Annotated in this window: 17 protein-coding genes and 1 pseudogene; 8 read left to right on the top strand and 10 right to left on the bottom strand. The window is 64.5% G+C overall.

Translation table 11 applies throughout. The annotated features are described in order from the left end of the window. Window positions 1–26: 26 nt before the first annotated feature. Window positions 27–335: a 30S ribosomal protein S18 gene (rpsR, locus tag HNQ40_RS18550; protein ID WP_315852781.1), complete on the bottom strand. Its 309-nt coding sequence runs from the start codon at window positions 333–335 to the stop codon at window positions 27–29. Between the two features lie 91 nt (window positions 336–426). Beyond that, entirely contained in the window at window positions 427–1,587 is a 1,161-nt protein-coding gene (locus HNQ40_RS16400) for a Nif3-like dinuclear metal center hexameric protein (protein ID WP_261356960.1), read from the bottom strand. A 77-nt stretch (window positions 1,588–1,664) separates the two neighbouring features. On the opposite strand from HNQ40_RS16400, the gene HNQ40_RS16395 reads away from it, so the two are divergent. Then, window positions 1,665–1,853, top strand: a complete 189-nt coding sequence (locus tag HNQ40_RS16395) for a hypothetical protein (protein ID WP_184678897.1) — start codon at window positions 1,665–1,667, stop codon at window positions 1,851–1,853. Window positions 1,854–1,965: 112 nt separating this feature from the next. On the opposite strand, the gene HNQ40_RS16390 is transcribed toward HNQ40_RS16395, so the two are convergent. Together HNQ40_RS16390 and HNQ40_RS16385 are read right to left on the bottom strand one after the other, a co-directional pair. Next, complete coding sequence (locus tag HNQ40_RS16390; RefSeq protein ID WP_184678896.1) at window positions 1,966–3,171, bottom strand: aminotransferase class I/II-fold pyridoxal phosphate-dependent enzyme; 1,206 nt, start codon at window positions 3,169–3,171, stop codon at window positions 1,966–1,968. 46 nt (window positions 3,172–3,217) lie between these two features. Next, window positions 3,218–4,054 carry a peptidylprolyl isomerase gene (locus HNQ40_RS16385; RefSeq protein ID WP_184678895.1) on the bottom strand — a complete coding sequence of 279 codons (837 nt, stop codon included), beginning with the start codon at window positions 4,052–4,054 and terminating at the stop codon, window positions 3,218–3,220. Between the two features lie 180 nt (window positions 4,055–4,234). Between HNQ40_RS16385 and HNQ40_RS16380 the strand changes: the two genes are divergently transcribed. The 3 genes from HNQ40_RS16380 to HNQ40_RS16370 all read left to right on the top strand — a co-directional run bounded on the left by HNQ40_RS16380 (window position 4,235) and on the right by HNQ40_RS16370 (window position 8,104). Then, a complete protein-coding gene (locus HNQ40_RS16380; protein ID WP_184678894.1) occupies window positions 4,235–5,287 on the top strand; it encodes a hypothetical protein in 1,053 nt (350 codons plus the stop codon). 132 nt (window positions 5,288–5,419) lie between these two features. Then, a complete protein-coding gene (locus tag HNQ40_RS16375; protein WP_184678893.1) occupies window positions 5,420–6,670 on the top strand; it encodes an aminotransferase class V-fold PLP-dependent enzyme in 1,251 nt (416 codons plus the stop codon). Between the two features lie 102 nt (window positions 6,671–6,772). Then, the gene (locus HNQ40_RS16370; protein ID WP_184678892.1) at window positions 6,773–8,104 is read left to right on the top strand and encodes a Y-family DNA polymerase; all 1,332 of its coding nucleotides are present in this window, start codon (window positions 6,773–6,775) and stop codon (window positions 8,102–8,104) included. Window positions 8,105–8,112: 8 nt separating this feature from the next. Here HNQ40_RS16370 and HNQ40_RS18755 read toward each other — a convergent pair. The 5 genes and pseudogenes from HNQ40_RS18755 to HNQ40_RS16345 form a co-directional block, all read right to left on the bottom strand. Continuing rightward, window positions 8,113–10,088: pseudogene (locus HNQ40_RS18755) on the bottom strand (thiamine pyrophosphate-binding protein). Continuing rightward, window positions 10,085–10,366 carry a DUF1622 domain-containing protein gene (locus HNQ40_RS16360; RefSeq protein WP_261356959.1) on the bottom strand — a complete coding sequence of 94 codons (282 nt, stop codon included), beginning with the start codon at window positions 10,364–10,366 and terminating at the stop codon, window positions 10,085–10,087. The pseudogene HNQ40_RS18755 and the gene HNQ40_RS16360 overlap by 4 nt, the downstream one beginning before the upstream one ends. 127 nt (window positions 10,367–10,493) lie before the next feature. Continuing rightward, the gene (locus HNQ40_RS16355; RefSeq protein WP_261356887.1) at window positions 10,494–11,021 is read right to left on the bottom strand and encodes a DUF2721 domain-containing protein; all 528 of its coding nucleotides are present in this window, start codon (window positions 11,019–11,021) and stop codon (window positions 10,494–10,496) included. Between the two features lie 49 nt (window positions 11,022–11,070). Next, entirely contained in the window at window positions 11,071–11,451 is a 381-nt protein-coding gene (locus HNQ40_RS16350) for a nuclear transport factor 2 family protein (RefSeq protein ID WP_184678889.1), read from the bottom strand. Window positions 11,452–11,590: 139 nt separating this feature from the next. Continuing rightward, window positions 11,591–13,552, bottom strand: coding sequence for an ABC transporter ATP-binding protein (locus HNQ40_RS16345; protein ID WP_184678888.1), 1,962 nt, complete (start codon window positions 13,550–13,552; stop codon window positions 11,591–11,593). A 19-nt stretch (window positions 13,553–13,571) separates the two neighbouring features. Here HNQ40_RS16345 and HNQ40_RS16340 point away from each other — a divergent pair, with 19 nt between their 5' ends. From HNQ40_RS16340 to HNQ40_RS16330, 3 genes are read left to right on the top strand one after another with little or no spacing between them, the layout of a single operon-like run. Next, window positions 13,572–16,268 carry an MGH1-like glycoside hydrolase domain-containing protein gene (locus tag HNQ40_RS16340; protein WP_184678887.1) on the top strand — a complete coding sequence of 899 codons (2,697 nt, stop codon included), beginning with the start codon at window positions 13,572–13,574 and terminating at the stop codon, window positions 16,266–16,268. Further along, the gene (locus tag HNQ40_RS16335; protein WP_184678886.1) at window positions 16,265–16,549 is read left to right on the top strand and encodes a hypothetical protein; all 285 of its coding nucleotides are present in this window, start codon (window positions 16,265–16,267) and stop codon (window positions 16,547–16,549) included. The genes HNQ40_RS16340 and HNQ40_RS16335 overlap by 4 nt, the downstream gene beginning before the upstream one ends. Before the next feature lie 36 nt (window positions 16,550–16,585). Further along, window positions 16,586–16,957, top strand: a complete 372-nt coding sequence (locus HNQ40_RS16330; protein ID WP_221435589.1) for a hypothetical protein — start codon at window positions 16,586–16,588, stop codon at window positions 16,955–16,957. Between the two features lie 36 nt (window positions 16,958–16,993). Here the strand turns inward: HNQ40_RS16330 and HNQ40_RS16325 are convergent, their stop codons facing one another. Continuing rightward, window positions 16,994–17,533, bottom strand: a complete 540-nt coding sequence (locus tag HNQ40_RS16325) for a glycine cleavage system protein R (protein WP_184678884.1) — start codon at window positions 17,531–17,533, stop codon at window positions 16,994–16,996. 98 nt (window positions 17,534–17,631) lie between these two features. Here HNQ40_RS16325 and HNQ40_RS16320 point away from each other — a divergent pair, with 98 nt between their 5' ends. Then, window positions 17,632–18,390: a class I SAM-dependent methyltransferase gene (locus HNQ40_RS16320; RefSeq protein WP_184678883.1), complete on the top strand. Its 759-nt coding sequence runs from the start codon at window positions 17,632–17,634 to the stop codon at window positions 18,388–18,390. Window positions 18,391–18,442: the final 52 nt, after the last annotated feature.

The following is an 18,442-nucleotide window of genomic DNA, read 5'->3' as shown; positions in this document are numbered from 1 at the left end:
TTCTGGATTTGGTGTTGTTTCTGCGATTACAGGGTCGCCGAGGTGAACGGCAGCAGGCCCATGTAGCGGGCACGCTTGATCGCTTGGGCGACGATGCGTTGCTCGCGGGCGGTCAGGCCGGACTTTTTGCGGCCCTGGATCTTGCCGTTGGGGGTCATGTAGCGACGCAGGTCTTCGCTGTTCTTGTAGTCCACGAAGGTGGTGCCGTTGCTGGACTTGAAGACGACTTTGGCGGGCGGGGTGGTGCCGAAGGCTTGGAACTGGCTCATGGGAGACTCCGTCTTGGGTTGAGGTAGGCCGGTCTCGGGGACGGGCCGACGGGAAAGATCGGGCACGCGGACCATTCCGCAGCCGATTTCGAGCTACACAGTGTATCAACCCCCGCCCGGGCGTCAAAACCGCCCTCTGAGCCAGCCTGACGACCTGCTATTTCCAAACCCAGGGGACCCGATCTGCCTCGCTGACTTCCCAATCGAGTTTGCCTTCGATGGTCTCTATCAGCCTTTCTCGGTAGGTCGGCAGGTACGGCCGTTCGGTATTCGTGTGGCCCGCTAGCAGGACCACCCGGCCCTGCTGCACGAGGTCTAGCACCTGGTGGTGCTGCATCTCGCCGGTCACGTAAGCGTCCGCGCCGGGATACTTCTCAAAAAGACTGCCCCCCGAGCCCACACAGACTGCGACCGAAGACAGCTTGCCCGGGTAGAGGTCAGGGTCGGTGCCGACAAAGGGTTCCGCAGCCGCCAGTTTGACATGCTTCACGCCCAGCCGTTTCTTCACCCGTGAGGCTAACGTCGCTGGGGTGATCGGCTGTTTGAGAAAGACAACGCGACCCGCGCCCTGTTCCTCGTCTTCGGCGAGGTAATTGTCGGCCAGGTCGAATACATCGATGGCGGGCTCTTCATACGGGTGCGCCTCGCGGATCGCCCGCAGTACTCTGCCGGTCAGTCCCGCGCCGTGGTCACAGATCATCTCGATCCGGGTTTCTTCAACGCGTTCCAGTTTGTGGTGTTCGCCAATCGTGGGGTTAGATCCCAGCTCCGGATAGAACGTGCCGATCCCATCGACATTAAACGAACAGTCCGAGTAGTTTCCGATCCCACCCGCGCCTGCTTCGGCCATCGCACTACGTACTTTTTCGGCATCGTCTCGCGGTACATAAACCACAACCTTCTGGCCGTAACGACGCTCGAATTCGCTCCCAATAGATCCCCGGAAGCTCGCCTTGCCGAGTCCGTCACACAGCCAGTCGTTGGTCCCGCCCCGCACCGCGTCGAGCGCCGTATGCGGCGAATAGACCGCGAGCCCCGCCCTTGTCGCCTGCCAAATTCGCCGCTGGGTCCAAGGGCCATCCGCCGTCATCCGCTTGAGCGGATCGAAGATCGGCGGGTGGTATGCCACGATCAGTTGGCACCGTTTTTTGACCGCCTCGGCAACGACCGCTTCGGTCATATCGATACAAAGCAGGGCCCGCGAGACCTTCTGCTCGGGATCGCCGACGTGCAGCCCAACCTTGTCCCAGGACTCCGCCAGCCGTTCGGGCGCGATCTGCTTCAACCCCATTAACACTTTGCGTAGTTTTATCGCCATGCCACAAAGCATAACGCCCCGCCGAGTGACGGGCCGGAGCCTTCAAGTTCTCAAGCCCCTGTGCCGATAACCATGGTATGCCACGCACTGCCGACCAAATCCTCGCTGATCTGAAGGCCCTCGAACGGGAAAACGACCGCCTCGAGCAACGCATCGCCCTGGCCAAGCAGAGCCTCAAAGCCGCCGAGGCCCGGCAGGAAGAGTCCGGCCAGATGATTCTGCCGTTCCTCCAGCGGGCCGAGTCGCAGCTCCGGGCCGCGGGGTGAGTAGCAGTAATCCAATCGATACGGTTTCGTAGGGTGGGCATCGCCCACCGTTTTGCGTTGCGCGTGAGGTGATCCGGTGGGCCGTGCCCACCCTACGGCTTATATCGAAAGATCAACCAATCGCGGCCGCGGGCTTGTTCAGCACGCGGTTGAGGTTGCGCATGGCCTGGCGGATACGCTGTTCGTTCTCGACCAGTGCGAGTCGAACATAGCCTTCGCCGCGGGGGCCGAAAGCGGCACCAGGCGTCATCGCGACCTCGGCTTGCTCGACCATCGACACGCAGAACTCATCGGTCGAGCCCTGGTACGGAACGAGGTGGTCGGGGTTAACCTTCGCCCAGAGGAACATCGAGGCCTTGGGCGATTCGACTTCCCAACCGAGCTTGCCGAGCTCTTTCACGAGGATGTCGCGGCGGGCGGCGTACTTGAGGTTTTGTTGCTCGATGTGCTTGTCGCCCTCACGCATCGCGATGATCGCGGAGATCTGCACCGCCTGGAAGATGCCGTAGTCGTAGTAGCCCTTCACGGTGGCGAGGCCGTCGATCATCTTCGAGTTGCCGCAGCAGAAGCCGATGCGCCAGCCCGCCATGTTGTAGGGCTTGCTGAGCGTGGTGAACTCGACGCCGAACTCTTTCGCCCCCTCGGCCTGGAGGAGCGACGGGGCTTTGTAGCCGTCGAAGCAGGTCTCGCCATAGGCGAAATCGTTGATGACCATCACCTTGTGGCGGCGGCACAGCTCGACGACCTTGGGGAAGAAGTCGTCGTCGACCGTCATGGCCGTGGGGTTGTGCGGGTAGCAGAGGATGACCAGCTTGGGCTGGGGCTGCATCGAGTCGAGCACGTGGTCGATCGAGTCGAGGAACGAGTCGTCGTTGCCCAGCGGCACGCTGATCGTCGACGCGCCCGCGAGGACCACGGCGGTCGTGTGGATCTGGAACGCGGGGTCGGCGACGACGGCGGTGTCGCCCGGGCCCAGCAGGGCCAGCATGAGGTGGCTGAAGCCTTCCTTGCTGCCGATGGTGGCGATGACTTCCTTGTCGGGGTCGAGCTCGACGCCCCACTTACGCTCGTACTTCAGCGCCATGTCGCGGCGCAGGTTGTACACACCCTTGCTGACCGAGTAGCGGCTGTTGCGCGGATCGAGCACGGCCTCGCGGATCTTCTCCACCACCGCGTCCGGCGGGGCATCCGACGGGTTGCCCATGTTCATGTCGATCACGTCCGCCCCGGCTTTGCGGCGGTCGTAGATCATCTGCTTGAGGCGGCCCAGGACGTAAGGGGGCAGGCGTTCGATGCGGTTGGAGTAATTGATTTCCACGGGGTTCTCTTGGGTGGGTGTCCGGGGGACGGACTGGGGTTTCGGGTTATTGGGGGGTCAGCAGCGACTCACGCTGGGCTTGCCAGAGGGCCTTGAGGGTGGGGTCAAGCACCACCAGCTCGGCACCGCTCAGGAGCTCCCGGGCCAGCTGCTGCATCAGCACCCGCTCGGTGCGGCCGCGGACGGCTTGCTCCAGGCTTTCTCTCACATCGTCGAATTCTACCTCAGCGGGCGCGATTTTTTCTTCCAGCTTCAGAAGCGCGAATCCGCCGTCGATCGCGATCGGCTGGCTAACCTGGCCAACCTCCAATCGTTCGATCGCCTGCCGCATCGCCGCCGGGTAGGACGTGTCCTCCGGGCGGATGGGCGAGAGCAGCCCGCCCTGGGCTTTGCTGACGTCGGTGGACTCCAGGGCGGCGACCTCGCCGAACGGCTCGCCCCCGGTGGTGATGCGGTCGCGAAGATCGCGGGCGTCCTTCAATGAACCGGCGACGATCAGCCGGACGCGCGACGACGGGCCATAACGCAAGCGGTAGGCCTGCTCGACCGCCGCGTCGGGCACCGTGACTTGGTCCTTCACCAACGCCCGAAGCCCCGCGTTTCGCCGCAAGAGCCCCGCGAAACGCACCTCGCCCCAGCCGCGTCGTTGGCGCATTTCCGTCAGCAACCGGACCGACTGGTCTTCGTCGTCCGACAGTGTTTGCAGCAGGACTTGGCGCTCGGTGTCGAGGTCTGCCTCGGTGAGGGTGATTCCAGCCGTGTCCAGTCGGCGTTGGAGCATTTCGTCGAGGACCAATTCGCTGAGGATTTCGCCGCCGGTGGCTTCGAGCATCGGCGGGAGCAGGTCGCCGCTGCGCAGCGGTTCACCGCCAACGTAAGCCATGATCTTGCCCGAAGACGTTTGCCCCGAACGGGCTGGGACGGCGGGTGACGCCGATCCGGAATCCGCGTTTGGGGACTGGCAGCCGGGGCCGATAAAGGCGACAATCATCAGGAGTAATACACCACGCAGCATCGTCCCCGCACGCTACGGCCGGCTCGCCAGACTGTCAAAGGAGGCCGCATGACCGATTCGGATTCTCATCACGATTCCCCCGAGGAGTCGCCCGCCACCGACACCGCCGAGCCCACCCCGGCGAGCCAAGCCCCGGTCGAGACCCCGGTGGCGGTCAACAAGAACGGTGACGAGCCCAAGCCCAAGAAGCCCAAGGTCGTGCTCTGCCCGTATTGCGGTCACGCCCAGCAGCAATCGGACCGGTGTTCGGACTGCGGCGGGTTGTTCGAGCCGCTCAGCCGTCGGGCGACGCAGATCGCGATGGGGCCGTGGTACATCCGCAACAAGAACAGCCCGTTCCGCCCGGGCTGTAGCTACGAGGTGTTGGTCAAGATGATCGAGGCCGGTGGCGTCGGCCCAATGACGGTACTGCGTGGGCCGACGACGCGTCAGTTCTGGTCGGTCGCCCGCAACGTCCCGGGGATCGCTCACATGCTGGGCTACTGCCACGCTTGCGGGGCACACGTGGACAAAGATGCGGACCTGAAGAATTGCCCGAGCTGCGACGCGGTGTTCCGTTCCGTGAAACAGCGCAACGAGCTGGGCTTGCAGTTCCCCAACCGCCGAGCGGCCGAGGCCGCGCAGCGTTCGCTGAATCGCCTGCTGGGGATCGCCCCCGCCGAGGCCGACGGCGAGGTCCCCGAAACCACCGCCGAAGACGCCGAATCCATGAGCGAGGACCAGGATCAGGTCGTCGCCGCCGCCGCTGCAGCGGGCGATCAGGCTCCCGAATCGATCTTCGAGCAGGATGCGGGCACCCCCGCTATCGCCGCCGCCGACGACCAGCAGCGTGACCTCATCAGCGACTTGCTGGGTGACACCGTGCCGACGCCGCCCTCGGCTCCCGCCCCGCCGCCCGACCCGGCTCCCCTGCCCGACGCCCCGCCCCAGCGGGCCGAAACCCCGGCCCCGCTGACCGCCTCAACCCCCGACGAGCCCCATCCCGCCGCCCTGCCGCCCCGCCGGGAGATCAACTGGCTGGTCGTCCTGCTGGTGGCCTTGAACGTGCTGGTGGCCGCCGCGGTGATTGCCTTTGTCGCCACGCGGAGCGGAGAAGGCTAAACTCTCTCTCCCGATTCACGACAAGCCTGCTTCCCGAAACCTCGGCCCACGCCGGGTGACGCTGTACCACCCCCGATCTTTTCGTCCCTCTGGACAGCCCCACCGGCCTAGCCATCGATCCCGAAAGCCCTAGTGAACGACCTGAACTCCGCTGCCTCCAACCCGCCTCGTCGTATCTATCTCGACAACGCCGCGACCAGCTTCCCCAAGCCGCCCTGCGTCCTCGAGGCCATGAACCACTACGCCACTCAGCTCGGTGCATCGCCTGGCCGAGGAGCCTACGCCGAGGCCCGCGAGGCCACCGCGCTGTTCGTCGAGTGCCGCTCACGCATCAACACCCTGCTCAACGGCGAGTCGCCCGACCACGTCGTCTTCACGCTCAATACCACCGATGCACTGAACCTGGCGATCCACGGCCTGATACACCCCCAGGCCAAGCGCCGCCACGTCGTTACCTGCCACCTCGATCACAACTCGGTGCTCCGCCCGTTCAACGAGCTGGTCAGCCAGGGCGTGGCGACGCAGACCCGCGTTGAGTGTGATCCGCGGACCGGCCGTGTCGATCCGGCCGACATCAAAGCCGCCATCCGCCCCGACACCGGCCTCGTCGCCATTGTCCACGGCAGCAATGTCACCGGCACGCTGCAACCCATCTACGAGATCGGCCAGATCTGCCGTGAGTCGGCCGTGCCGTTTCTCGTCGACGCGGCCCAGACCGCGGGCCACGTGCCGCTGGATGTGCAGCGGGACAACATTGACCTGCTCGCTGCGCCCGGGCACAAGTCGCTGCTCGGGCCGCTGGGCACCGGCTTCCTCTACATCCGCCCCGGCATCGAGAACATGATGCGCACCGTCCGCGAAGGCGGCACCGGCAGCGTTTCCGAGCTCGACGTCCAGCCCACCTTCATGCCCGACCGCTTCGAGCCCGGCAGCCACAACGCCCCGGGCATCGTCGGCCTCAACGCCGCGCTCGGCTGGATCCTCGACCAGACCGTCGAGAAACTCTGGGCCCACGACCGCAAGCTCACCGAGACCATGATCGACGGCCTGCACGACACCGCCAGCATGCCCGGCTTCTCCTGTGTCGGCCCGCAAGGGATCAAGTACCGATGCGGCGTCTTCTCGGTCCGCATCGACAGCGAAGATGGCCGGTTCGCCGACCCCAACGCCTTGGCCCAAGCCCTCGAACAGGACTACGGCATCCTCACCCGCGCGGGCATCCACTGTGCCCCGCTTGCCCACCAGACCGTCGGCACCCACGCCCTGGGCGGCACCACCCGCCTGTCCTTCGGCCCGTTCGTCACTGCACAAGACGTGAAATACGCCTGTGACGCGTTGGCGCAGCTCTGCGAATCGGCCGCGGCGCACGCGGTTTCGTCTTAACCGTTCGCACCCCGATCGCGGTAAACAACGCTTGCCCTGCCCCGATGTGGCCAGCGTGTTTTTACGGTGGACAAATTCAAGTGATAGGATTATGTTTGGTATATGTGGCAGAAGCCCTCGCCATCCGTCCCGGCTCGTGAACCGGCCCATCACGCCTCCAGCCAAGCCCTGAGCGAGGCGCGGGTGTCGTGGTTTTTTCTCGACCTCAACAGCTTCTTTGCGTCCTGTGAGCAGTACGATCGGCCGGAGTTGCGTGGGAAGCCCGTGGGCGTCTGCCCGGTGTTGGCGTCGGGCGGTGCGGTCATCGCAGCGAGCTACGAGGCCAAGGCCCGCGGTGTCGGCATGGGCGTGCGCGGGGCCGAGGCCCGCAAGCTCTGCCCCGACATCACGCTGCTGCAGGCCCGCCCCGCCCGCTACGTCGAACTCCACCACTCGATCCACGCCAGCATCGAGAAGCACCTGCCCACCACCAAGACCTACTCGATCGACGAATGGGCCATCCGCCTGATGGGCGAAGAGCGTCGGCCCGAGCGTGCGGTGGAGCTGGCCAAACGCATCAAGCAGCAGATCGCCGAGGACCACAATCATGCGCTGCCCTGCTCGGTCGGGATCGCGCCGTCGCGCTTGCTGGCCAAGACCGCTTGTGAACTGCAGAAGCCCGATGGACTGACCGTGCTCACGATGGACCGCATGCCCGGGATCCTCTCGCCGATGAAGCTGCGCGACATCCCCGGCATCGGCAGCGGCATGGACACCCGTCTCCGACAGCACGACATCACCACGCCCGAGGCGTTGTGGGAGCTGACCAAGGCCGACTGCCGACGCATCTGGGGCTCGGTGCAGGGCGAGTATTTCTGGATGGGCTACCACGGCCACGAAGCCGAGGAACCCAAGACCCGCCGATCGAGCATGGGCCACGCCCACATCCTCCCGCCGCAGTACCGCAACGACGAAGGCGCCCACGGCATCATGACCCGCCTGCTGTGCAAAGCCGTGATGCGCTGCCGCCGCGACGGGTATTTCGCCCACCGCTTGCGGGTCCACGTGTCGCTGGTCGGCGGCGGCGCATGGGCCGAGGAGATCGCCCTGCCGTCGGTGCACGACACGCCGACTGTTCTTGAGCATTACGAACGGCTGTGGCGGCGTCGGCCGTGGCGCGGCGGGATGGACGCGCTGCCGGGCTCGACCGAACCCATGCCCGTGCCGCTGAAGGTGTCGGTCGATCTGAGCGGACTCACCCCCGAAGGCTCGACCCCGGGGCACCTGTTCGCGCAGACCCAGAAGCAGGACAAGCTGTCCGAGGTGATCGACCGCGTGAACCGCCGGTTCAAAGCCCACGCCCTGCACCCGGGCTCGATGACGCACGTCGTCGACTACGCAATGGACGACAAAATCGCCTTCGGCCGCATCCCCGAGAAAGACATCGCGATGTGACGCGCGGCTTAAACCAGTTCCTGGTCGGCCATCACCTCAACAATCGCCGGTCCGGGGTGGGCCAAGGCCTGGGCGATCGCCTCGTCGAGTTGATCCGCCTGGGTGACCTGGATGCCGAAGCCGCCACAGATCTTGGCGTATTCCGCGAAACTCGGGTTGGTCAAAGAGGTCTGCCAGACCGGCCAGTGGCCCGCCCGCTGCTCCTTGGTGATCTTGCCGAGGTTGGTGTTGTTCAGCAGGACGTGGGTGATGTCCATGCCGTACTTCACCGCGGTGTTGAAGTCGCCCATGTACTGACCGAAGCCGCCATCGCCCGAGACACTCACGACCTTCCGCCCGCGGAAACGCTCGTCGTCTTCCTGCGTCGCCACCCAGGCGCCGAGTGCGCCAACGAACGAGTGGCCGATCGAGCCGAGGTAGCCCGACATGAGCACCGCGTGCCGCCGACACTCGAAGTACCGGCCGAAGCTGTAGGTGTTGTTGCCGACGTCGACCGACAAGATCGCGTCGTCCGGGATCGTTTGCCAAAGCGACTCGAAGATCGACGCGCTGTTGACGCCCTGCCCGCGATCGTCTCTGCGGCGGCTGGTTTTCTCGTCACGCCAGATCCGCCAACGCTCGGCGATCTCGCCCGTGACGTCTTGGCCGCGTACGCCCGCCAGTCGTTCTTGCAGCAGCTTCACCGTCACCGACAGCTCACCCCACACCGGCACGTCCACCGCGTGGAACTTGCCCAGCACGTGCGGGTCGAGGTCGACTTGGATCGTCGGTTTCTTGGGCGTGATGCCGGTGTGGTTGCTGAACGACGCGCCGAGCACCAGCAGGTGAGAGCTCTCGTTCATGAACCACGACGCCACGGGCGTGCCCGATCGGCCGAGCACGCCGCAGCCCAGCGGGTGGTCGTCGGGGATCAGCCCCTTGCCTTTGAACGTGGTGAGGACCGGGGCGTTCAAGGACTCGGCCAGTTCGATGATCGCGGGCATGTCGTACCGTGCGCCGTGGCCGACGATGATCACGGGCCGCTCGGCGGTCTTGAGCATCTCGACCGCTTCGCCGAGCGAATCTTCCGGCGGCGCGATCTTCGTGGAGGTGATGCGACCCTCGGGGGTTCCGACGGGTTTCTCCGCAGCTTCGAGCCCGGCAACCTCGTCGGGGAAGATCAGGTGCGTCACGCCCCGATCGAGCAGGGCCGACTTGCAGGCGAGGTTCATCAACTCGGCGTGGGCCGAGTTGGGCAAGACGGTTTGGGTGTAATTCGCCACACCCCCAAAGGCTTTTCGAGCGGGAGCTCCTGAAAGTTGTGCCGACCCAGTACCTGAGAGGCGACCTGGCCGGTGAGCGCGATTACGGGGGCACGGTCGACGTGGGCGTCCCACAGCCCGGTGAGCAGGTTGGTCGCGCCGGGCCCGGCGATCGCGAGGCAGGACGCGGGGCGGCCGGTGAGTTTGCCGTAGGCGCTGCACGCAAACGACGCGGCCCCTTCGTGGCGGATGCCGATGTATTTCAGGTTGCCCGCTTCTTCCTGACGCCGCAGCGCATCGGCGACGGACAGGTTCGAGTGGCCGACCATGCCGAAGCACCACTTCACGCCCCAGTTGACCATCGTCTCGATCATCACGTCCGACACATCGCGGACGTGTTCGGGCTCGGGGGGCAGGCCGACGTAGACCCCATCTTCGCGGGTTTCGGTAGGGAAGGTTTCGACGCCGTCGTCGTAGTCTCCCGGGGGTGTGCCGGTCAGCGGGCAGTAGTCCCACCCGTGCCACGGGCAACGGAGCATCCCGTTCTCGATCGTGCCTTCACCCAGCGGACCGCCTTGGTGGGGGCAGCGGTTGTCGAGCGCACCGTATTTGCCGTCGTAGTGGGTGAGGCAGAGCGTGTTGGTGCCGAGGGTAACCGTCTTGACCCGGCCCTCAGGTAGCTCTTCGGGGTCGAGGGCTTTGTGCCAAGTGAGTTCAACCGGGATCTCTGAAGGATGGCTCATCGTGTCTCGCTTACGGATTCCGCCAGGGGCGGGGAGGAGGGAGAAGTGTGCTGCTTACGCTCCTGGGTCAGTTCCCAGTTCAATGAAACGCTGATCACCGTCCGGATCAGCACGATCGCTCCGAGGACCACGATGTGTTCGAGGTCCGGGGCATTTAAGGTCTCGATGATGTCTGCGGCCAGCAGGATTTCCAAAGAAAGAAGCAGGTAAAACCCCAAGTCCATGCGGAGCCGATTGCGTGCGGGCTGCCGTGGCTTTCGATCCGGATGAAAGACCAGACCGCTCTCCCCACGCCGTAAACCAGGACAGCCACGCCGATCCAGGCGATCACCGCCGCCAACATTTCGCAGAGGTGCCGGAGATCGAATGCACGAACTTCAGATGCGGCGAGGATCAAGCTCATGATCACGCCTCCGCCTCGGAGTTCGAATCGCTCATGCCGGAGTACGACACCCCAACCGCGGCCCGCCGTTCAAGCTCGGCGTGCTCGTGCTGAACCAGACGGAGGCTGATCCGTACCTCGGCGAAGACATACCCCATCCCCACCAGCATCATCACCAGGCCCGACACGAATACCGCCAATCCCAAGCCCGCGCCGACGCGTGGCCAGACCAATTCGAGCCCGATCAGCAGCGACGTGACAATCATGCAGATGACCGCGACGACGAGAAACATCAGGGCGCTGCGGATCATGCAGGCGAGGCGGAGCACGCCGTGGGCCTGCTGCTCGAGCTCCGCGCATATGCCTTGCAGCAGCGGGCGTTCGTCGGGCGCGCAGTGCTGGAGCTTGGCGTATGCGTTGAGGTACTCGCGGTGGAACTGCCGAACCCGACCGACGATCGCCGTGTAGCGCGCGAATTGCGCCATGCACAGCAGACCACACGCCGAGATGATCACCACCGGTGGGAGAAGTTGTTGAATCGGAGATTCCATAAAACACCGCTGGGCCGTTAAGCCCAGCGGCGATTCGGTCGTTCGACGATCAGAAATCCGGGTTGTAGTAGAACTTGTTGTGGATCGCTTTGCCGTTCTCCCAGCGGATCACCTGGACTTGATCCGGGTTGAACTTGCTGCCGTCTTTCATGTCGACCGACAGCTTGTACTCGGCGAAAGTTACGCCGTTACCCTGGCCGTCGTCTTCGCCTACGCCGACGGAGCGCACCTCGCAGCCGTGATAGGCCGCGACGTTCGCCAGCACCTCGTGTTCGTGTGCGATGAGCGCGGCTTTGCCCTCAATCGTCGCGCCGGTGGGCTCTTCGTTGACCACGTTGTCGGCATAAAACTCTTCCATGCCTTCCACAAATTGTCCGTTCTTCAATTGTTCGAGAATGGTCTTCGTCTTATCGAGTAGTGATTCGCTCATGGGTAAGCCTCCAAGATTCGTGGGTGAGTCGAGATTCAGAAACGCCGCAAACGACTTGCAGCGTTCTCATAACAAGCCTTCCGAAATAACTATTCCGGAGGTGGCCTAGGAAAAACCCGGAGGCATATCGAGAGTGGGCTTAAAGCGTTGGGGTGGGCGTGGATTCCAGCTGCATCTCGATCATCCCGCGGTAGGTGCCCCCCGCTTGCATCAGCTGGTCGTGGGTGCCCTGCTCAAGGATCTGGCCGTGGGCGATGACGAGGATGCGGTCGGCGTGGGTGATGGTGGAGAGGCGGTGAGCGATGACAAAACTCGTGCGGTCCTGCATGAGATCGGACAGCGACGCCTGGATGAGGCGTTCGGATTCCGTGTCGAGGTTGCTCGTGGCTTCGTCGAGGATGAGGATGCGCGGGTCGGCGAGGATGGCCCGGGCAATGGCGAGGCGTTGGCGTTGCCCGCCCGAGAGCTTGACGCCGCGCTCGCCGATGAGCGTGGCGTAGCCTTCGGGCATGTCCTTGATGAATTCGTGGGCGTTGGCTTGCTCGGCGGCGCGTTGGATGTCATCGGCCGTGGCATCGGCCTTGGCGTAGGCGATGTTGTCGGCAACGCTGCCGTCGAAGAGGAACACGTCTTGCTCGACGACGCCCAGCAGATTGCGGTAGCTGTCGACGTCGATATCGCGGAGGTCGGTGCCGTCGAGGGTGACCCGCCCGACAGTCGGGTCGTAGAAGCGGGCGACGAGGTTGCAGAGCGTGGTCTTGCCCGCGCCGCTGGGGCCGACCAGCGCGACGGTCTGCCCGGGCTCGGCGGTGAAGGATATGTCGGCAAAGACCGGCTTCTCCGCCTTGGGGTAGGTGAAGCTCACGCCATCAAACTCAACCCGGCCGTGCACTGTGTCCCGCGAGACCGCCAAGGCGTCGAGCGGCGAGGGCATCTCGCGCGGCTCCTCGAGCAAGTCGAGTGTGCGGTCGAGCGCCGCCAGGTCGTTCTGCAGCGAGGCGGCCGTGGCGGCGAGAGTCGCGATAGGCCCGAGCAGCGCCGCGAGGTAGCCGAGGAACACCACCAGATCGCCGATGGTCAGCGCCTTGCCCGGGGCGAGCGTGCCCGCTTCAACCGCGGCGTTGTCGTCCAGGATGCGCAGCCCGCCGTAGAGCAGCAGCAACGCCGAGGCGACGGGGATGATCACCGCCCACGCCGTGTCGATGCCGCGCATCCACCACCAGGTGTTGAGTTCCTGGCGGATCATCATGTGGTTGCCGCCGACGAACTGGCCCGACTCGGCCCGTTGTTGGCCGAAGGCACGGACGATGCGCATCCCGCCGAAGACCTCGGTGGCGTGGCCGTCGATGTGTTGCCGGGTCCTGCGCACGTCGCGGAACATCGGGCGGATCCGGCCGATCCAGGTGCGGTGCGTGATCCAGACGACCGGCAGGATGCATAACCCGCCGAGCAACAGCTTCCAATCGATCGTGGTCAGCACGATGAGCGTGCCCAGGAACTGGATCACCGCCCGCCAGGGGTTGTAGATCATCCCGAAGACGAGGTTGCCCACCGCCCCGGCGTCATCACGCAGGATGCCCGCGACCCCGCCGGTCTTGAGCTCGTAGACCCGGTGCAGCGGGAGTCGACTGGCGTGCTCGAACGCCCGGCGACGCACATCCGACTGCAACCGCTTGGTGATGCGCGTGGCGTGCCACCGCCCCCAGAGACCAATCACCACGGAAACGAAGGCCAGAATCAGAGTGAATACAACCAGCGTGACCAGCAGTGCTTTCGGGGTGTCGCCGCTCGAGCCGGGCAGCCAACGGGCCAAGCCCTCGGGAACGGGCTGCCCGCCGAGCACGTTATCCACAACGATCTTCGGCGCGTAAAGCGGGACGAGAGCGATCAGCGTGGCGGAGGTGAGCGTCGTCAGCGCCGCGGCGAGGATGAGCCGGTGCCCACGCAGCAAACCGAGAAAGGCTCGCAGGAGTTGGGTGAAACTGCGGGTGCGTTTGATCTCGTTGCCGCGTTTGTCGCGCTTCTTGGGTTCCCTGCGGCGGTCGCGCAGTTTGATTTTGTAATCGGCGAAGCGGGCACGGCTGGAAGACGAACGGCTCATCGGTGACAATAATAGTCCGATGCCTAAACCTAAACCCAACCCGAACGCGGATACGCCCGAACACCGACGGCTGCGCGAAGACCGGGCAAGAGAAAAAAACTGGAAACGCTGGGGTCCATACCTCTCCGAACGCCAATGGGCGACGGTCCGCGAAGACTACTCGTCCGACGGCAACGTCTGGGACTACTTCCCCCACGACCACGCCCGCAGCCGGGCCTACCGCTGGGGCGAAGACGGCCTGCTGGGCTTCACCGACCGCGAGTGCCGGATGTGCTTTGCGCTGGCGCTGTGGAACGAGAAGGACGTCATTCTCAAAGAACGCCTGTTCGGCCTGACCGGGCACCAAGGCAACCACGGCGAGGATGTGAAAGAGTCGTACTACTACCTCGACTCCACCCCCACCCACAGCTACGCCAAGGCGATGTACCGCTACCCCCAATCGGCGTATCCCTACGACGAACTGGTCAAGGAAAGCCTCAAGCGGACCAAAAAAGACCTCGAGTACGAGCTCGAAGACACCGGGGCGTTTGACGAGAACCGTTTCTTCGAGGTCCAGGCCGAGTACGCAAAGGCCGACATCGATGACCTGCTGATGCGGATCACGTTGACCAACCGCGGCCCCGAGGCGGCGAAGCTGCACGTGCTGCCGACGCTGTGGTTCCGCAACACGTGGGTGTGGGGCTGTGAGCACGAAGGCTGCCACATGCGGCCGGACATGCGCATGGTGCCGCGTCCGGGCAAGGCGATGAGCGTGCGCAAGGTGCAGGCCGTGAAGACCGAGCACGAGACGCTGGGCAAGTACACCTGGGTCGCCGGGCCGAATCCGGAAACCGGCGAGCTGCCGGAGATGCTCTTCACCGAAAACCACACCAACCACGAACGCCTCTTCGGCGAGCGCAACCGCACCCGCTTCCACAAAGACGCGTTCCACCGCCACATCGTCGACGGCGAAAAAGGCGCGATCAACCCGCAGCAGTACGGCACCAAAGCCGCGGCCCACTACAAGCTCAACCTCGCCCCCGGCGAGAGCAAGACGCTGACGCTGCGCCTCTACCCCAGCGACACGCCTCGCCACACCATGCTGGATGAGGAGCTGTCTCCCGAAGCGTTCGACGTGGTGTTCGATGCGCGGGTGCGAGACGCCGAGCAGTTCTACGACATCGTGATCCCCCAAACGCTCAGCGACGAGCAGCGGTTGGTCTCGCGCCAGGCCTATGCGGGCCTGCTTTGGACCAAGCAGTTCTACCACTACATCATCGACGCCTGGCTCAACGGCGACCCGGACATGCGCACGCCGCCCGAGCAGCGCCAGACCGGCCGCAACCACGACTGGCCGCACCTGTTTGCCCGGGACATCCTGTCGATGCCCGACAAGTGGGAGTACCCGTGGTTCGCGGCGTGGGACACGGCGTTCCACATGCTGCCGTTCTGCCGGATCGACGCCGACTTCGCCAAGCGGCAGCTCGACAAGTTCCTGCGCGAGTGGTACATGCACCCCAACGGTCAGATCCCCGCCTACGAGTTCGCGTTCGGTGATGTGAACCCGCCGGTGCACGCCTGGGCGGTGTGGCGGGTCTACAAAATGACCGCGGCGCGGGGCAAGCGCGACCGGTTGTTCCTCGCATCCTGCTTCCAGAAGCTGCTGCTGAACTTCACCTGGTGGGTCAACCGCAAGGACCCCAACGGCAACCACCTGTTCGCGGGTGGCTTCCTGGGGCTCGATAACATCGGGGTGTTCGACCGCAGCCAGAAGCTGCCCGGAGGGCGACAGCTCGTCCAATCGGACGCGACGGCGTGGATGGCGTTCTACTGCAACATCATGCTCTCGATGGCGATGGAGCTCGCGGACGACGACAACTCGCCCCACTCCATGGCCTACGCCGACATGGCCAGCAAATTCTTCGAGCACTTCGTCTCGATCGCCGACGCGATCAACGACATCGGCCAGGACGGCCTGTGGGACGAGAAAGACGGCATCTACTACGACCAGCTCATCACCAAGGGCGAGTCCGAGCCGATCCGTATCCGCTCGCTGGTCGGGCTGATGCCACTGATCGCGGTCGAGACCTTCAAGCAGGAACGCATCGACCGCCTGCCCGGGTTCAAACGCCGGATGGAGTGGTTCCTCAAGTACCGCGGCGACCTGGCCAAACGCATCGCGTTCATGGCCAACGACCAGGACAACGAAACCACCCGCTCCGACATGCTGCTCCTGGCGATGCCCTCGCGTGAACGCCTCCGCCGCGTGTTGAAATACATGCTCGACGAAGACGAGTTCTTCGGGCCCTACGGCATCCGCTCGGTATCGAAATACCACGAGAAGCATCCCTACGAACTCGACCTCGACGGCGAGAAGATGTCGGTCAAGTACACCCCCGGCGAATCCGACACCCGCATGTTCGGCGGCAACTCGAACTGGCGCGGGCCCGTGTGGTTCCCCATCAACTACCTCATCCTCGAATCGCTGCAGCGCTACCACTACTTCTACGGCGAGTCGTTCACCGTCGAATGCCCCACCGGCTCGGGGAACTACGTCACGCTCGACAAGGTCGCCCAGGAGATCGAGCGCCGGTTGATTAAGTTGTGCCCGCCGGACGAAGAGGGCCGGGTGTTGTTCTACGAGTACTTCCACGGCGACACCGGCCGCGGGCTGGGCGCCTCTCACCAGACCGGGTGGACGGCGCTGGTGGCCCGGTGCATCGAGGACATGGCGTGACCAGGCGGCCGGGTCGAACTCGCAGCGAGCGCAAGGCCCTGGGGGAGAGCTTTACCGTCGCGGAACACTCGATCGGCGTCGGCGTCGGCATCTTCCTAGGCACCCTGTTCGGCATGTCGCTCGGGGTGAGCATGGCGTGTTTTGGTTTAACGATGTGGCTGTGGCTGGTGCTCGCGTTCGCCGGGGCGATAGCGGGGGGAATCGTCGGGCGGCGGTTCCCCTTTAGCCTGGAAAAGCACGCCCCGAGCGAGGTTCCCGTCGAAGAGGAGCCGACGGTGTAGTACGCTGTCGGTTGAGCAAGCCTTTCGTGCTAGTGATTGGATTCTTCCCTCTTTCAGGAGACCACGATGAACAACCGGATATCCGTTCTCTTCATGTTGGCGGCGACGATGACCATGGGTTTGGTGGTGGGGCTCAATGTGCGTCAAACCGCGCCCGTCTACGCCCAGGCCGGAGTCGGCGGGAACTACGTTGTCGAAGAAATCTCCAGCGAGGACGAGGACGACGACGACTGGAAATACAACGGCCGCACGCTGGCGGTCGTCTCGCCCGGCGGGACGCTGAAACTGGTCCACATCACCTGGAAACGCGAACGCGGCGACGACGAAGATTTTCCCAAGCACTTCGCCGAGTCCGGCAAGACCTACAACGTCACGGTGCTCGACGCGTCGGCGTCACTTTCGCACTAACGCGCGGCAACCATCGAGGGCAGATCGCCCCGGGCTTCAGCCCGCTTGTGGCGTGGCCACGTTGAGCGACAGGTCCAGGTCCAGATCGTCGGCGAGTTGGTCGAGGGCGTCGTGCAGATCGTCGTGCGACGTGTCCTCGGGGGCGTGGAGGCTGGCGGTCGCTTTGAACATGAGCTCGCCGGACATCGGGGCGCTTTCGGTCAGGGTCTTGAGCTTCGCGACATTGATGCTGCGGGTGGCCAACGCCTTGGCCAGGTCACGCACGATGCCCGGGCGGTCCAACCCGATGAGTTCGAGCTCGTACAGGCGGGTGCCGCGGAGGTCGGCGGAGTCGGCCTCGGGGCTATGCGTCACGTGGACGTACAGCTTCTGGGCTTTCAGTCCGTCCAAATCCGCGCTGAGCGCTTCGACCGACTCGATAGGCGCCTGGACGTGGACGATGCCTGCAAATTGCCCGGCGAGCTGCGCCATCTCGCCCTCGAGCCAATTGGCGTCGTGGCGAGCGACCACATCGGAGAGGGCTTTGACCAGGCCCGGGCGGTCGGGGCCGACGACGGTGAGGATGAGAGAGGTCATGTGGGTTGGCGCTAGGGGTTGGGCGCTAGGCGCCAGGAGAGAAACCGAAACCTGTGAGTCATTACACAGTGTATCGGGCAGGGTGATATGTTGACTGTATGAGCAAGGCAAAACGTCCTCACCGGTTGGAAATTTACGAGCACGCGGTGCAGCAGCCGTGGGCCGAGGCGGCGTTGCTAGGGCGGATTTACGAAGCGATGAACGGCGGGGAATCGGCGTGGCTCCTGCGCGAAGACTTTGCGGGGACGTGCTCGGTGGCGGCGTCCTGGTGCGAAAGTCACCCCGAGCGACAGGCCATGGCCGTTGAGCTCCACGGCCCGACCCTCCGCTGGGCCCAGCGTCGCCACGCCCACATCGAGGACCTGCACCTGGTCGAGGCGGACGTGATGCAGATCGCGTCTCCCAAAGTCGACCTCACCGCGGCCCTGAACTTCAGCACGTTCATCTACCACGACGAATCCGCCCTGCTCGGCTACCTGCGCCACGCCCGCAAGGGCCTCCGCCCCGGCGGTGTTTTCGTCATGGATGTCTTCGGCGGCCCGGGGGCTCAGCGGCTGGGAACCCAGACCCGCCCGGCCGACGGGTTCACCTACCAGTGGGAGCAGCGGGCGTTCGATCCGATCACCCACCGGATCGACTGCCGGATCCACTTCACGCTGGGCGACGGCCATACGATCCGGTCGGCCTTTCGCTACGACTGGCGGCTGTGGACGCTCCCCGAACTGCGGGGTCTGCTCTCCAAAGCAGGGTTCGGGCAAGTGGAGGTGTGGTCCGAGGCGAAAAACGGCCGGATCGGCCCGGCGAAGCGTCTTCCGGCGGCCGAAGACTGGGTCGCCTACCTCGTCGCGAAGCGGTGAATCTCGGTCAGTAGGGCGCATCTCTTCTATTGCGTAAAATTATCGGCGGACT

The organism is Algisphaera agarilytica (assembly GCF_014207595.1).
Taxonomy (GTDB): domain Bacteria; phylum Planctomycetota; class Phycisphaerae; order Phycisphaerales; family Phycisphaeraceae; genus Algisphaera; species Algisphaera agarilytica.
The sequence above is the reverse complement of the archived record's forward strand: the minus strand, read 5'-3'. Positions and strand labels throughout refer to the sequence as shown.